The organism is Asaia sp. As-1742, from assembly GCF_011753235.1.
Classification (GTDB): Bacteria; Pseudomonadota; Alphaproteobacteria; order Acetobacterales; family Acetobacteraceae; genus Asaia; species Asaia bogorensis_B.
In genome coordinates, this window is sequence record NZ_VWWA01000013.1 from 1 (window position 1) to 17,122 (window position 17,122).

Below are 17,122 nucleotides of genomic sequence, written 5' to 3' on the forward strand. Positions count from 1 at the left end.
GATATCTAGGCCATCAATGAGAACGCGACCACGTTCGGGACAATAGAGCCGCTGAAGCAGTTTGGTCAGCGTGCTCTTGCCAGAGCCCGATGATCCTACGATGCCGATGATCTCCCCGGGCTGTATGCTCAGGGAGATATCCTCCAGAACCAGAGGACTATCTACCCGATGCCGGAAGCTCACATGTTCGAACGTCACCGCCCCCGTCAGAGACGGCAGCGCCATGCCGTTGCGACCGCCTCGTTCGGTCGGTGTATTGAGGATATCCCCCAGACGCTCGGCCGAGAGCCGCGTCTGATGAAAATCCTGATACATCTGAGCGACGCGCAGCACAGGCTGGCTGACACGACCTGCGAGCATGTTGAAGGCGACCAGGCCTCCAACGGTCAGGGAGCCCGACATCACCTGGTGAGCGCCCAGCCAGAGCGTCCCGGCCGTCACGAGCTTGCCGGTCGCCTGGATGAGCTGGGTCGCTACCGTGCCGATCGAGGTCACGGACTGGCTGGCCCCGACATACCCCGCCAGCTGCTCTTCCCAGCGTTGCTGTAGCCTGGTCTCGACCGCCATGGCCTTGACCGTCTCGATCCCGCTGACCGTCTCGACGAGGAAGGCCTGGTTTTCGGCGCCCCGACGGAATTTTTCCTCGAGCCGCACGCGAAATAGCGGCGTCGCGACAAGACTTACGAAAGCATAGACAGGGATGGAGGCCATCACGACCAGCGTCAGGCTGATCGAATAGGTTAACATCACGCCCAGAAACACGAAGGTGAACAGCAGGTCCATCAGCAGGGTCAGGGCCGAACCGGTCAGGAACTGCCTGATGGTTTCGAGCTCCCTGATCCGTGCGATTGAGTCGCCCACCCGCCGCGACTGGAAATAGGGAAGAGGGAGAGCCAGCAGGTGACGGAACAGCTTGGCGCCCAGCTCCACATCGACCCTGTTCGTCGTATGGGCGAATAGATAGGTCCTCAATCCACCCAGAACGGCCTCGAAGACAGCAAGCGTGACGAGACCGGCGATGACGACGTCGAGCGTGCTGGTGCCCCGGTTGACGAGAACCTTGTCCACGAGAACCTGAAAAGCGAAGGGCGTAGCCAGGGCAAAGATCTGTAAAAAGAAGGATCCGGCCAGAACCTCGGCGAGAATGCCTCGGTATTTGTGCATCACGACAAAGAACCAGCCAATGCCGAAAGGCCGTTCAGCGTCCTGGATGGTCGCCTTGCGTCGGCTCAGGATCACAACCCCGCTCCATCGGCTTAGGAAATCGTCGATCTGCTCCACCGCTGGGCGGTATTGCGCGGCGTCGAAGGTAAGCACCTGGCTTTCAAGCAAGCGCACTATCATGCACAGCTTCTGGTCCCGCATCACGGCAAGCGCCGGCAGAGGGATACGGGCCAGACGATCCGCACGGACCTGCCTGAAGCCTGCTTTCAGTCCAGAATCTTTGAGGAGCCGGATGACCTCAGGGATGGTGAATGCAGCGCCCAGAGCATTGCGGATCTGGGTTTCTTCCGCACCAAGTCCCTGCAGACGCAGGAATTCGGTGATTGTGCGGATATCATCTTCGGATTTTCCGATCGTTGACTGGCGTCGATCTATTCCGGTGATGCCATCCATGACCCTACCCTCACATTGAAGGGCATGAACCCTCTACTTCATGTCAAAACGTTGCTGTATCCTGCACTGCAACATAAAGACATAAAAGTGAATTTTCCGATAAACTCAGGCGCAAACAACGCGGAACAAGATGATGGTGGCTTTGAAGTTAAGATGTCAGCATCGACCCGTGCGGGTGCAGGGAGGCAATTTCGCCATAGGGTTTTCGGCTGCAATTGCAGCTGGTTTGACTGCCAGTTGGTTTGTCGGCTCTTTCATGACCCGTGGACGCGAAACCTTTGTCGATCCCGCCTCATCCCCATCGCAAGATTTCGACCTTGAGAGCCTGGATGGCATAACCATCGCGGCGACATTCAGACCGGGTCGACACAGCCGTTCGCCATCTGTCCTTCTTTTGCATGGCTTCAGAGCTTCACGACAAGCCACTGCCGCGAATGCAATGTGGTTGGCCAGCCTCGGCTACGCAACGCTTACGATCGACCTCCGCGGACATGGCCAGTCGACGATTGCGCCATGCACGTTTGGTCTCAGGGAAGCCATGGAGGTAGGGACAGCGTTCGATTGGCTGAGGAAAAGGCAGGAAAATGCACCCGTTTGCATTGTCGGTATATCGCTTGGGGGTGCAGCCTGCCTTCTGGGAGAAGCCGGCCCTATTCCTGCGGATGCTCTCGTCTTGCAAGGCGTATATTCGGACATACGCCACGCGATCAGAAATCGGATCGCCCGATATACCCCGAGCTTGGCCGCAACGCTGCTCGAGCCATTGCTGAGTCTTCAAGCTTTGCTGCGCCTGGGTATTTCGCCCTCACGGCTGGCGCCAGTAAGAGCATTGTCTCAATACCCGGGCCCCGTTTTGATCATAGGCGGCCAACAGGACAGATCGACCTTGGTTACCGAAACGCGCGCGCTGTATGATGCCGCGAAAGGCGGAGGGAAGCTGATGCTTATCCCGGATGGTGATCACATCGATATCTGCCGTCTTACAAGCGCTGCCTACCGAGATTGCTTGAAAGCGTTCCTTGCCCAGACCATCGGTAGTGCGAACATCGGGAATTAGCCCTCTTGTGGGCGGACCTGTATCAAAATTAAATTGACGCCTCTTCCAAGTGCCCGCCTCGTGATTGAACGCGCGTTCCTTCCGAGATCTCCACCCACTTCCGATAACTAACGTACATTATCAGAAGTAAGTGCGATACGCAGACAATTGCGACGCGAGAATTGGAAAGTTACCTCGAGAGCAACAAGCAGAACAGAATCGCGTATGCGATAACGAGTAAGTTGTGGTTGGGCCGCTGCCATAAGCTCTTCTAGTTGGGATCGAGAAGCGTGAACGCCAATTCTTGCCAAAATCTGCGCCTAGTGGGGTTTTCGAGAAGCGCCTGCCAGATCGTTGGTGATCGCCAGTAAAGCCCGTTCGGCCCGTGCCCGTTCGCTTTCGCCTTCGGTTGGTGGCACGGAAATGTCGGGCACAATGCCAGCTTCCTCGTTTGCACCCTTCGCACGTAATCTCATGCAATTCGGCACTCGGAAACGAAGACGCGAATGTCGAAGGATGATGGGGTCGCTTTTCGTCATGAAGCCGCACCCATCTCCACCTGTGCGATTGCCAACAAGCTTCGCGATCCGGTTGTCTTGCATAACGGCTGCAAACATTTCAGCCGACGAATAGGAGCGCTGGTCGGCAAGAACGTAAGTCGGCCCGGTCCAGCTGCCAAAGAATGACTGAACTGTGGATGCAGAAGAAAGAGCGGCTGCAGCTTTGCTGTCGCCTAGCGCACTTCGAGCCAAGCCAGCGGAGTAGCCCCCAGCATAGCCCGCAGAGAGTAGCCGATTGCAATTCGTCGGCGACCAGGCGCGTTGTTCGCGCCAGACCCATGACAGGTCGCAACGATGCTCACCAATCGCCGCGGTCTGCTGGGAGAAAAAGGATCGTGCATCTGTGAGCGCAGCCTTGGCGTCGTGCGACTGAGTGGCGGCGAGCGCTTCGTTAATATCTCTGATCTCGTCAGCGAAGTAGCGACCGGCATCGGATGCGTCTGCCATTAGAAGCCGTGCGGATCGTACCGGCCTGTTAGTGAAGAGACGGGGCGTCCAATCTCCGCTATCGTCGCCTCCGCTGTTATTGCCAATATCAACGACAAGGGCCGTGGCCCCGGTGTGACGCAGCGCCCTGATCTCAGCCGCCATATCATGAAACCAGCGTAACTCCGCCGCTTCACGCATTGAATCGGGAGTGATTGCTTTGCCAGCCTGCCGTAGTTCTGCCCAGGCATGCAAACACGCGGCAGGAAAGGCCCGGGCACGGAAGTTCTGGATGCGGAGGATACCAAGCGTCACGCCCGATCGCGTGATGGTGCCGGCCCTGAACGTCGAGCCAAGCCCGTCCAATATCAACTTGAAGCCGGGTAGCCCCTCCAGTGGCAAAGAAAAAGCGACTGATCCGGTCGAGGCGTATCCCAGCGCTTCGCATCCTTCGATCGGCGCCGCCGGATCAAGAGCAGGCCGGCTGGGCTCGATCGGAGGTGTCGTCGCTACAGCGAGGTACGGCAACTCCGAGAGATGTCCATCATGAAAGCCAGCGATAAAAGCGCGAATGGCGTCGGCCGCTTGGGTGTCGTCATTCGCCGACGCCACTGCAGCCGCAGTATTACGATCAAGCGCAGGCAAGTCGATTCCGCCGGCGTCGGACGCCTTCCATGCGAGATTAGCGTAACGGTCCACCAACTCGGATTTGAGCTGTGAGTAATCTTGTTGCCACGCTTTGCGGTCAAACGAGGCGGCCGCAGATGCCGTCGAGGTCAGCAGACTTAAGATAATCGGTAGAAGCAGACGCATATAGAGCTCCATTGGGGCAGCACCGTGTGCCCATGGGCTAAGCCGGATCGTACAAGCCGGGCGTTACGCGTGGCGACGATACTCAGAAGGCCAGCAGTCTAGCACGGAAAGATCGAGAGGTTGGAAGAAAGCACGGCTCTCTTCCTTATCGCCTGCATTAGGTCGTTCCCAAGTCGCACGCCAAATGAAGCAGTCGAGATGAGTTGGGAGGGGCAGTCGAATAAACCCCTGCCCTGTCTACATGATAATATGCTGCTTCATACCCGCCGCTCCACGGTATTTGCCTGGTTCGGGAGTCCGAAATGCTGAACATGCAGATTGCTCGCATGCGCTCTGGCCTGGGCAAGGTCGAAGGTGCTCTGCATGCGCATAAGCGTTTCGGCGCGCACGCCAAAGGCCTTTTCAAAGCGGATCGCCATCTCTGCAGTTAGTCCGCACCTTCCATTCAGAAGGGCGCTGATCGCCTGGCGGGAAACGCCCAGATGCTCGGCGACAGTGTTGATCCTGATATCTTGAGGCTCAAGAAGCTCAGTTTTGATCCAGTCCCCGACATGGACTGCGAGCGAACTATGCATCTTAAGCGCCATGGTAGTCCTCCAATGCCATATCGCAGAGTTGCCCCTGCTCATCGAGACGAAAAGTAAGCCGCCAGTTTTTAGTGACGGTCATGGACCAGGTGCCTGCCCGCTCTCCGACCAAAGGATGCAGGCCATAATTTGGAGGCACCGTGAGCTCATCGAGTGATTCCGCAGCGTCGATAAAGGCGAGCATCTTTCGTAACCGGCTTACATCGCCGACCAGCCCTTTGGCATTGCCCGTCTCAAAAAAGCGTCGGAGGCCTTTGTGGCTGATACTCTCGATCTCCATGCGTGTAAGGTAATGCATTACATTAACAATGTAAAGATGATCGTTACGTCGAGCGCATGGGCGGCTAGGGTGATAAGATCGAAGAACGGAAAAAATGGCTGTTCCCCGCCATTTACCTACTTCCGTCTCTTTTGATTATCGGAAGTAGGTGGGGGAACGGTGAGTCGAGGGCCTTGGAGCCTGTCGTCAAGGGCTTGCCTCCCCTAACCTCGCCGTCGTGAAATCCTGTGTTAGGTCTTTTGCCAACGGGACCTAGAGGTGAGCGCAAAGCGCCAATAAAGACTCGATTTCTGGAGAAGCGGCTTTGATGCGCGCAACAAACGGTATGCGCTTCGACATTCTTCGTTTCTAGATGGGGAAGTAGTGATATAATCAGCCCGTGTTCGATCAACTTGCAACCGAGAAAGGCAGGCAAACGTCCTCCCCCTCCGCCGCCTTGGAGGACGACGTGCAGAACGGCGGACTCTGGGATGACGGATCGAGAAGCGATGGGCACACTCCGAACTATCTCTGGAACACCAGTTCGAAGAATAATCGTTCCACCCCAGCGAAGCATGATTAGTCAAACCGTACGACTTTTGGATGGTATCCTTTTCCGTGAGAAGGGTTGGGGTGGCGCAGGGCCATAATCTAATCCAGCCCGGTTGATGGTGATCAAGCCGGAGACAGGCAGAGCCCCTCTCGAAATTGTAACATCAACATCTTCCCCATCCAGATTAACGATCCTGCGCGCAGCCATTATACCGGATTAGCAGGTCAAAACAGTTTCATGGAAACCACGTTAGCATCGGCGACGCAGGGTGATCGCCAACACTTATGGTTTGTCATGATGTAAATAAAATATCTGGATAAAACTCTCTCAATCCAAGTGGTATTATCTCAAAGAAATTAATATTCCAGGTCTAGCTCGGGGCTCATGCGATGCCGTCCGTGTCAGCCTATGATATTGACCTAATTCGGCATTTAACGATTTTATTGACGAATTTCAAAAAAGTTTCATTCCGATTAACGAAATAATTCATACTATCCAACACATTGAGAACACTCATTAATTTCCATAATTACAACATGTTAATCGTATGGAAATAGATTGAAACGTTAAAACATGTAACCGACGTAACGCCAATTTTGACTCAGCGGTCGGGTTGAGGCGCAACCGCGCCCTCACAACCCTTGCAAAAATCCAAGAGAGGGTGTGTCGGCGTGCGCAGAATTCTTGAGCCTCGTAGAGTTTTCGAAGGACAAAATCTTCATCACGACCATTCGTCGGCCCCGGTTACCGAGCATCATGACACTTCGGGCCACGCATCTATCGGCGCCGAAAGGGCGTCCGCCCAAACTGCGAGCGCCAGCCAGTCCATCGCTTTCATCGACACGGGCGTTTCCAATTGGCAGATGCTGGCGGATGCCCTGCCCTCGGGCACAAAAGTCATCAAGATCGCACCTGGATCAGATGCACTCAAACAGATCACGGATGTTATCTTAAAATCCGACAACCTCGATACCGTCAGCGTCATCTCTTACGGCAGTGAAGGGAAAATGTCCCTTGGCAGCGGCCTGGATAACGCTGCGCTCGAGGCGAATAAAGACCAGATCGCCTCGTGGTCGGGCCATTTCGCAAAGGACGGGCAAATACTTCTCTGGGCTTGCGATACAGGTGAGGGTTCTGCCGGGCAAAGCCTCGTCACGTCTTTGCACGACCTGACCCATACCGATGTCGCTGCAAGCTCCAATCCTATCGGCAGCAGCGCGGAAGGCGGGGACTGGACGCTCGAGAGTAAGAGTGGCGATTTTTCTGTTCACGACGTATTCGGCACCTCTGGCGTGTCCGCATACCAGACTGTTCTGGACCAGGCACAGCCTACAGTTGCCTTGTCTCACGAGGATGGCATCGTTCCCGTTGGCAGTACATTTGCGGAAACGATTTCGTTCTCCAATGCTGCAACGAATGCCGTCGGATACGGGCCTTATATCGCAGTCCTCGTGCCGAAAGATACGGGCCACAGCGCCTCACTGTCGTCTCTCACCTATCTCGGCAATGCGCTCAGCACCGATACGACAACAATCAGCAGCACCCTGGCAGGCCATCAAGATCAGCTTGGTGTGCTCAATCCTTATGCTCGGGACGGCAGCGGGAATGCCATGTTTGTAGAGGCCCCCTCGGGTGCCTCCGCTGGTGATCAGCTTGTTTTCGCCAAACTACCCTTCGGTAGTTACTCTCCAGGCCAACCTGCCGCCCAGGTTCAAGCCAACTTTTCGGTCGACTCTTCAACGACAGTCGGCTCATCCATTCTGCCTGTATCGGCTTTTGGCGGCTTTTACCTGGGGCAGGATGCGCTGAATAATCCGTCTGTCGATGCACCGATTACGGGCACAGTCGTTTCTGACCCCCGCGATACTTCACTTGTGACCGTCAAGACGACCTCGAAAACGACGACGGCCACTGACAATTCCGAAACGGCGACAGGGTCGGACTTTCCGATCACCTACACCACGACGATCACGCCCGCCCCGGCGACAACATCCAACAATACGCCAATCACGAATTTCGAAACGACGATTACTCTGCCGTCGAATACGATCTATGTTCCGGGCTCACAAACGCCGCAGCTTGTCTATGCCGATGGTACGCCCGTCAACGGCGCCCAAGTAACCCTCGTCTCCAGCAATAATGGTTATGGGGCGACATTCAGCGTCAAAATTCCATCGCTCGACGCAAGCCACGCGCAGAACGGTGTCTCCAATGTTAGCGTTGCTTTGGAAGCCTATGTCCCCCAAAGCAATGCGGATGGGTCTTCGGTGCTAGGCAATTCGGGGGCATCCGCGAAAGTCGCGGCACCTACCGTCACCTATAGTGCCGATAACTGGCTCTCCGGCAATGGCAGCTCGATTGCGGTGTCAGGCAATGGTGACACAAGTGAAGCCGTCGTTACGGCGAAATCTGTCGCCCTACAAAACAGTGCCCAGGATATCACTACGAGTTCGCTCACAGGCACGGGCTACGTCCTGCCTAATGACACGATCCGATATACCGCAGCCATCCAGACATCTGACTATAACGCGCTTTCCAAGCCGGTTATCACCCAGACTATCGACGACGGTCAGACCATTGATCCCACCTCAAGCCCCGTTTTCACCTATTCTGTCAAAGGCGGTGCAACCCAGACCCTGAACCTCGGCACAATCACGAACGCATCCACCCAGACAATCAACGGCGATCTGGTGAATGTCAGTGGCAGCAACTCGCTCTGGTCCTTCATGCGGGACAGCCAGACAGGACGAACGACAGCGACCTTCAATGTCGGTGACGCAATCCAAAGTGGCATTCTTCCGGCCGGTGCGGTTGGAAGCCTGACCTATCAGGCGAGGGCCCTCACCCATTACTCGAACGGCACGACATCAACAGGCACCCTGCTCACCGAAGCCGACACATTAACCGGCTCGGATACAGTGCAGGGAGGCTATGCCAGTGCAGATGGCACACTTCCTTCAGGATCAGGGGCACAAATTGGCGACGGTGGTCAGACCGGCCTGAGCGTACCTGACGGCACTGCCACGATTCAGGTTACCGAAACGACCCAGACCGACGCTAACGGGAATTTCAGATTTTATGGTCTCCCTAATGGCACGGTCACGATTACTGCCCCCCAGACCGCTGGCAACGCGACATCAAGTGGCAATCTGCCCGCTTATGAAACCAATATCTATGTGACCTCTGGCACTGCCGGATCGGCGACTTCACAGCAGACGGCGAATGGCGGCACATTGCCGGATGTGGAGATCGTCTATCGTCTGCCCGACCAGGCACCGGTTATCTCAGGTGCGGATCAAAGCACGGTTCTGACCCAGAATGCGGGTACCCCCGGCTCACTTTTCCATACGGCGACAGGGGCCACTTCTGCTGTCGCTGTATCGGATGCCGAACTCGACAAGCTGATCGCCGCGGACCCCACCACCTATAGCTATGGCGGCAGTGTCCTCACGATTCAGCGTTATAGCGACAGTACGCCTGCCCCGGTCGCGAGCGATGTCTTCGGTGGCCAGAATGGGCTTTCTCTGTCCAACGGCAATGTGACCCTCTCGGGGACGCAAATCGGTACCTACACACTGCAGAATGGTGCGCTGGCGCTGACCTTCGCGTCGCAGACGACAAGCCAGACCGTGACGTCGGTCCTGCGCAATCTCACTTATACAAATCTGACCACCACGAGCGATCAGGTCCAGACCAAGCTGGGTATCACGATCGACGATCACAACAACACGACTGATAATGCGCAAGGGACAGGCGGCAAGCAGACAAGCACCCCCGTTTTCACGTATTTCAACACTGTAGCTACTCAGACCAGTGCGGTCACATTTAACGAGCCGAACAACAGCGATCCGTCCGCTGTCGCGAGCCGGCTGGCACTACCTTCTCTCTCAGGTAACGCCACCATCAGCCAGATCGCTCTGGCGATCACCGGCAATCCGGCCTTCGGACAAGACCAGCTGGTGTTCACGGGCAATGCCAACACCGGCAATATTACCGGCGCCTTCGACGCCACACGTGACACCCTCACCCTGTCTTCTGCAGGCGGAACCGCCACCCAGGCGCAGTGGAACAGCGCGGTGGCCGCGCTCAGCTATTATGACAGCAGCGACACACCCTCGACAGCCACACGCACGCTGACCCGCACGACCACGCTCACCAATGGCAATATCCTGACTCAGATCGGGGCTGTGACGGTGGCAGTGGTCGCTCATGACGACTCACCGGTGCTCGATATCACCAAGCCTGTCGCGCTCGTCTCGGTAAGCGAGGATCAATCGGCCACGCCGGGCATCCCGACCGGCGCTGTGGGGACGCTCGTTTCAGCCCTGATCAACGCGCAGACTGTCTCCGATCCCGACGCGAACAATACGCATGACGGGGCAGCCAGCGCGCTTCTAGGCATGGTGGTGACGAATGCGAGCACCCAGTTCGGCAATTGGTATTATACTACTGATAACGGGGCCCATTGGCAGGCCTTCAATACGACTGAGACCAATACCGTCTCGAGCACTAAAGGTCTGTTTCTCGTAGCGGATGCGCAGACCCGCGTGGCCTTCGTGCCCACCACCCAGAACTTCAATGGCAGCATTCCCAATGCGCTCGCCTACCGCGCGTGGGACCAGTACGATGCCCATGCCAATGGCAGCATCGCCTCCCTGCCCACAGGTGGCAGCTTTGGTTCCGGAACGGACGCTGCCGCTTCGTATTCCTCGGCAGTTCAGACTTTGCCCCAGACGGTTATCGCGCTGAATAACGCGCCGGTTGCCGGCGGCACGACGTCGCTTGGCGGTGGCACCGAAGACCAGGCATCGCCGGTCAAGAGCGTCGCACAATTGTTCGGTGCCAATTTCGACGACAAGGCAGACGCCCAGCAAACGAACAGCAACCCGACCGGCTCGGTCGCAAATACCTTAGCCGGTGTCGCGCTCGTTTCGAACCCGACGCCCGCCAGTGAAGGACACTGGTCCTACTCGACCGATGGTGGAAAACGCTGGATCTCGATCCCGACCAATCTGAGCGAGACCAACGCGCTGATCCTAGGTAGCAATGTCCTGCTGACCTATCAGGCCGCGCCGGATTTCAACGGTGCCCCCGCGCCGCTGAATGCCCATCTGATCGACAGCTCCACGCAGATCCCGGTCTATGGGGTTGTTACAGGCCAGACGCTCTCTGGCTCGACTGTCGCGCAGTCGAGCATCGACATCAGCGCCAATCAGGGCGGTGACAGCGCGATCTCGACGGGAACGGTCCCGCTGAGCACGACGGTAGCCGCCGTCAATGATGCGCCTGTGGTTATCGGCACCGCCGTTCTGACCAACGGGACTGAAGACACAGGCCCGGCAGCCACGGGGCAGACGATCGGGTCGCTCTTCGATACGAAATTCAGCGACGCTGCCGATCAGCAGCAGACCGCGGCCAATCCCACAGGATCGGTCGCCAATACGCTCGCTGGTATCGCTATCACCGCGAACACAACCCCCGCCTCCGAAGGGCAGTGGGTCTATTCAACGGATAATGGAAAGACATGGCAGTCTGTTGGCAGCGTTTCTGATAGTAGCGCCCTCGTGCTGAGCCGGGATGTCCTCCTTTCGTTCTCGCCTGCACCCAACTTCAATGGCCAGCCCGCGCCTCTCGGGGAACGTCTGATCGACAGCTCCGCCGTCCCGGTCTTCGGCACCACAACAGGCGCCATGATCGCCCAGGGTGGTATCGTACAGCAGGGCGTGGATGTGACAAGCAATGGCGGCACCACAGCCGTTTCCGCCAACCAATCCTCGCTCGGCGTCACCGTGGCCCCCGTCAATGACGCGCCGGTTGCGTCACAACAACCCGCCAGCCTGCCCCCCTCAACCGAAAACGGTCCAGTCGTTTCCGAGAGCGTCCTGACGCTGTTTAGCGATAATTTCAGCGACAGCGCAGACCAGCAGCAGAGCACGGCCAATCCCACCGGATCCGTCGCGAACGTCCTCGCCGGTATCGCCATTACCGGCAACACTACCCCAGCCGCCGAGGGCGCGTGGCGCTATTCCACCGATGGTGGACAGAGCTGGACTGCGATCGGCACGGTCTCGACCCAGTCAGCCCTCGTCTTGAATGCCAACGCGCTGCTGACCTTCACACCGGCAAAGAACTTCAATGGCGTCCCTGCGCCGCTCACCGCGCATCTGATCGACAGCTCCACCGTGCCGGTCTTCGGCACCACAACAGGCGCCGCTATCGCGCAAAACAATATCGCTCTAAGCGGTGTAGACGTTACGAGCAATGGCGGGACGACCGCCATATCGCTGGACAGTGTCGATTTGAACACCTCTGTTACCGCGACGCACACATCCCCCAAGGTGACCAGCGACGTCGCTCTGGGCGCCGGTACGGAAGATGCCGGACCGATTGCTGGAAAAAGCGTCGAGGCTCTTTTCTCCTCATCCTTCGATAGTTCGGCCGATCGTCAGAGAACCCCTCAAAATCCCACAGGATCGGTCGAGTCCAACCTGGCCGGCATCGTGGTGACTGGCAATCCAACTTCTCCTGCCGAGGGCGTGTGGCGCTACTCCACTGACGGCGGCACTACCTGGAACACCATCGGTCAGGTGTCATCCGGCAATGCCCTCGTCCTGGGTAAGAACGCCCTTCTCGATTTCTCGCCCGCCCCCAATTTCAACGGTGCCCCGGTGCCCCTACAGGCACATCTTGTGGATGACAGCACGGAGCAGGCCACGACGACACTGACGGGTGCGGCAATTGCCCTTCTCAACACGGCACGATTTGACTCTGTACCCCAATTCGGGGGCGAGAGCGCTGTGAGCGCCGATATCGTCGGCATTCAGACAACAATCACTGCCGTCAATGACGCGCCTGTCGCCACGGGTTCGGCCAGCCTCCCGGCCGGAACGGAAGACCAGACCCCGCCTGCCCAGAGTGTCGCCACGCTCTTTGGCGGCAGCTTCAATGACAGCACGGACCAGCAGCAGAATGTGGCCAACCCCACGGGATCGGTCGCCAATACGCTCGCCGGCATTGCGGTCACCGCCAACACCACTCCGGCCTCCGAGGGCGTGTGGCGCTACTCCACGGATGGCGGCAAGACCTGGACTGCGATCGGCACCGTCTCCGACAGCGCGGCTCTCGTGCTGAGCGCCGATACGCTGCTCTCCTTTGCTCCCGCCCCCAACTTCAACGGCGCACCGCCGCCGCTGAGCGCGCATCTGATCGACAGCTCCACCGTACCGGTCTTTGGCACCACCACGGGTGCCATGATTGCTCAGGGTGGCATTGCCCAGCAGGGTGTGGACGTCACCAGCAATGGCGGCACCACGGCCCTCTCCGCCAACAGCGTCGATCTCAATACGACCGTCACTGCCGTCAATGACGCGCCTGTCGCCACGGGTTCGGCCAGCCTCCCGGCCGGGACGGAGGACCAGACCCCGCCTGCCCAGAGTGTCGCCACGCTCTTTGGCGGCAGCTTTAATGACAGCACGGACCAGCAGCAGAATGTGGCCAACCCCACGGGATCGGTCGCCAATACGCTCGCCGGCATTGCGGTCACCGCCAACACCACTCCGGCCTCCGAGGGCGTGTGGCGCTACTCCACGGATGGCGGCAAGACCTGGACTGCGATCGGCACCGTCTCCGACAGCGCGGCTCTCGTGCTGAGCGCCGATACGCTGCTCTCCTTTGCTCCCGCCCCCAACTTCAACGGCGCACCGCCGCCGCTGAGTGCCCATCTGATCGACAGCTCCACCGTACCGGTCTTTGGCACCACCACGGGTGCCATGATCGCTCAGGGCGGCATCGCCCAGCAGGGTGTGGACGTCACCAGCAATGGCGGCACCACGGCCCTCTCCGCCAACAGCGTCGATCTCAATACGACCGTCACTGCTGTGCCGGATGCGCCGACCGCTACCGGAACCGCTTTTCTGCCTAGTATCGTGCAGGACGGAGCGCCGCATGGCGAAACGGTAGGCGCTCTCTTCGGACCAGGCTACGGCAATGCCGTTGATCAGCAGCAGACCTCGATCAATCCGACCGGCTCGATTGCGGTGCCGATTGCAGGCGTTGCCATCGTTTCCAATCCAACACCTACTTCCGAAGGCAGCTGGGTATACTCCACAGATGGCGGGCAGCATTGGATAACGATCTCGCCATCGATCGATCCAGCCCATGCCCTCGTGCTACCGAAAGACGTCCTTCTGGCGTTCTATCCGGCTCCGGATTTCAACGGCGCGCCCCTGCCTCTTGACGGGCGTCCGATCGCCACGAATGATGCCCCCATCACGCCCGGCTTCACTGGCAACGCGCTGCATGCTGTCGTCCAGAATGTAGACCTTTCGAACCCTGACCCTAACGGGGCAGTCGCGCTGAGCGCCATACCGCTCAACACGACAGTCGAGGCCAGCCTGCTTCGTCCCCAGCTAACGCCGGGCGATAATTCGATCCCGGTATCGGATAACGGCGAGACTGTGCGTGACCTGTTCGTCGGTCGTTACACGGACTACCGCAGGGACCAGCAATCTGCACTCAATCCTACAGGAAGCACCGGAGCACCATTCGGCGGTATCGTTATAACTGCCAATCCGACCCCTCCTTCTGAAGGGACGTGGCGCTATTCCACCGACAACGGCAAAAGCTGGGTCGTCATCCCGACCGATGTCTCGCCGCAACACGCCTTTGTTGTGCCTGCGGAAGCGCAGATCATGTTCCAGGGGTCGGGCAGCTACACAGGAAGCTCAACGCTCGAAGCACGTTTGCTCAGGCAGAACGGTGCACAAGGTGGCTTTGTCGACACCGGTAGCGGCCCCTTCGGGCAGACTTCCGCACAGACACTCACGCTTATCGGCAACACTGTCGCCCAAGATATCGGTGCACGTTTTGGACTACCACGCCTGACGACCGATACCTTGCGCGAGGGCTTCTCGGCCTCTGCCCTGGCCGAGCCGGTCGTCCAGGCCTGGCTTGGCCCTTATGAGCGAAATGTTCCACAGGACGCATCGCTGGGCTGGCTGCGCGGCACGGATAGCCAGGCCTTCGTCATGATCCAGACGCAGGATGCCGTTTCGATTGCCAGCGCCTTTGACAACAGCGATCCCGTTGCCTCGCTGGTCTTGCGCGCTACGCAAAAAGACGGTGCTCCCCTGCCGGACTGGATCGTTTTCGATCCCCTGACAGGCAGCTTCACCGTCATCGCCCCTGCGGAGGCACCCGAATATGTGGATCTCAGGGTGAAAGCGCGCGACCAGTCACTGCGCACTGCCGAGAGCAACATCCGTATCACGATCGGACGCGACCCAATGCTTGAGCTACTCGGCAGCGTCCCCGACTTGGCAACCCGGGCAATAGCAGCGAGCGGATACTCTCACGGGCACCGTCCATTCCATCGTCAGGTACAGCACGTCGTGTCCGGCGCACGCCCGATTCCAAATAGAGCTACCAAGCCCCGAGCGCATTCGTAATGCGTAGCAGGCCCTCCGCTTTTCTTGATCTCTCCGGCCCGAATGCCGGGGAGAGATCTTCTGCCGCCGGTTACCGACATACGGACCGAATCCGATCTGAACCCGCCCAATTTTCGAGGAAAACAATGCACCTGAAATCCCTGTTCCGTAGCGGCACCGCTATGATCGGACTTGTCTCTCTCACCGCCTGCGGCATCCGGCCGCAGCCCATGACGATGAACGAGAACATCACGCGTGCTGTGAATGACCGGAGCGAGATACAGAAGCATTACGTACCACTCGCCACCTCCGAGCTGTCTCTCGAACAGGCAATCGCCCGCGCTCTGGCTTATAATTACCAGATCGAAGTCTCGAAGCTGGAGATTACCCAGCAGGAAAAACAGCTTGATCTTTCCCTGACGAATATGCTGCCGCAACTGGCAGCCGATGCAGGATATACTACGCGCAACAACAACAACTCGGCGGAGAGCATCGACGAGTTTACAAACCAGCGCTCCCTCGACTATTCCTATTCTGAAGTTCCCACGCATGGCACAGCCGATGTGCAGTTCTCGTGGGATCTGACGGATATCGGGGTAAGCTATTTCCAGGCGCGCCAGCAAGGCTATCGCGCTCTGATTGCGGTTGAACGCCGCCGCCGCGCCATCAATACACTGGTGCGCAATACCGCTGAGGTTTACTGGCGCGCGCGGGCGGCTCAGACCATCCTGCCCAAGATCGACCCCATGATCGCGGATGCGCGCGTCATGCTTGAAAATTCGAAGCGGGCCGCAGAGGGGCATCTGCAAAATCCGCTAATCCTGCTCGACTACCAGCAAAATGTCATGCAGCTGCTACGTCAGCTCTATCAGATGCGGAACGATCTGGTATCCGCACAGATCCAACTGCGTTCCTTCATCAATGTCGCCCCTGGCACGCCCGTTGTGCTGACGACTTCTGACGAGGTGCTCACGGCACGTCCCATTCAGGATATGGCAAAGCTTGAAGAGATCACGCTTGTTATGCGGCCAGAGTTGCGTGAGGAAAGCTATCAGCAAAAGATCAGCCGGCAGGACATCTACGCGCAGATCGTACGCATGTCGCCGGGTGTAGGCGCGCTGGGTAGCGAAAACTACGATACCAATAAGCTGCTCTATAACAATGTCTGGGGTCAGGTCGGTGTCCGTGCCACATTCAATCTGATGAACCTCATCAGAGGGCCAAGAGCCATCGCCGTGGCACGCAGCGCTATCGACGCCTCGCGTGCCCGACAAATCGCATTGTCAGTGTCACTTATCGCCGAGACAAATCTTAGCGCTCAGCAATATCTCAATAGCCTGGACATGCTCGCCTCAGCACGACAGACGGACGATATCGGCAAGCAGATGGAAACCGTGGCGACACGCGCCACGCAAGCAGGCGCGCAGTCGGGCGCAGATATGATCCGGCACGAAATGGCCGGGCTCATCGCCGAAGTCGATTATGCACGCACCCTGGCCCAGACGCATGGCGCGCTTGCAAATTTGTATAATTCCGTCGGCCTCGACATTGTGCCAGCCAATGCGGATCTGAGCCACATCGACCATCTCACGGCCCAGGTCGCACAGTCGATCACATCATGGAAGAGCGGTGCGCTGCCCGACATGTCGATCACGGCCACGCCGACTGCCGGTTCCGCCACACCCGGACAGATCATCAACGCCCCCACGGCACTTCCGCCCATTGATAGCCGCGGTGCGACGGTTATCCCCGCCACTACGCCCAGAGGTGAAAACTTGTCGCGGTTAGATGCTTCGTCGCACGCCTGATTATCAACAGCGTCTGAACAAGACAGGATCACAGGATA

General features: G+C 58.1%; 7 protein-coding genes. 3 read left to right on the forward strand and 4 right to left on the reverse strand.

The genetic code is table 11. From position 1 onward, the window contains the following. Positions 1–1,617 (reverse strand): ABC transporter transmembrane domain-containing protein (locus F3J08_RS14120; RefSeq protein WP_205207041.1); only part of this gene is annotated, 1,617 nt, incomplete at its 3' end. A 130-nt stretch (positions 1,618–1,747) separates the two neighbouring features. Between F3J08_RS14120 and F3J08_RS14125 the strand changes: the two genes are divergently transcribed. Then, positions 1,748–2,674: an alpha/beta hydrolase gene (locus F3J08_RS14125; protein WP_166930789.1), complete on the forward strand. Its 927-nt coding sequence runs from the start codon at positions 1,748–1,750 to the stop codon at positions 2,672–2,674. A gap of 299 nt (positions 2,675–2,973) precedes the next feature. Here the strand turns inward: F3J08_RS14125 and F3J08_RS14130 are convergent, their stop codons facing one another. From F3J08_RS14130 to F3J08_RS14140, 3 genes are all read right to left on the reverse strand, one after another. After that, the gene (locus F3J08_RS14130; RefSeq protein ID WP_166930791.1) at positions 2,974–4,452 is read right to left on the reverse strand and encodes a S41 family peptidase; all 1,479 of its coding nucleotides are present in this window, start codon (positions 4,450–4,452) and stop codon (positions 2,974–2,976) included. A gap of 257 nt (positions 4,453–4,709) precedes the next feature. Continuing rightward, positions 4,710–5,039, reverse strand: coding sequence for a HigA family addiction module antitoxin (locus tag F3J08_RS14135; RefSeq protein WP_166930793.1), 330 nt, complete (start codon positions 5,037–5,039; stop codon positions 4,710–4,712). Beyond that, positions 5,029–5,319: a type II toxin-antitoxin system RelE/ParE family toxin gene (locus tag F3J08_RS14140; protein WP_166930795.1), complete on the reverse strand. Its 291-nt coding sequence runs from the start codon at positions 5,317–5,319 to the stop codon at positions 5,029–5,031. Before F3J08_RS14140 ends, F3J08_RS14135 begins: the two co-directional genes overlap by 11 nt. A gap of 1,203 nt (positions 5,320–6,522) precedes the next feature. Between F3J08_RS14140 and F3J08_RS14145 the strand changes: the two genes are divergently transcribed. Together F3J08_RS14145 and F3J08_RS14150 are read left to right on the forward strand one after the other, a co-directional pair. Beyond that, positions 6,523–15,297 (forward strand): DUF4347 domain-containing protein, encoded by an 8,775-nt coding sequence (locus F3J08_RS14145; protein WP_166930797.1) that lies wholly within the window; start codon positions 6,523–6,525, stop codon positions 15,295–15,297. Between the two features lie 125 nt (positions 15,298–15,422). Next, positions 15,423–17,084: a TolC family protein gene (locus tag F3J08_RS14150; RefSeq protein WP_166930799.1), complete on the forward strand. Its 1,662-nt coding sequence runs from the start codon at positions 15,423–15,425 to the stop codon at positions 17,082–17,084. The last annotated feature ends 38 nt before the right edge of the window (positions 17,085–17,122 follow it).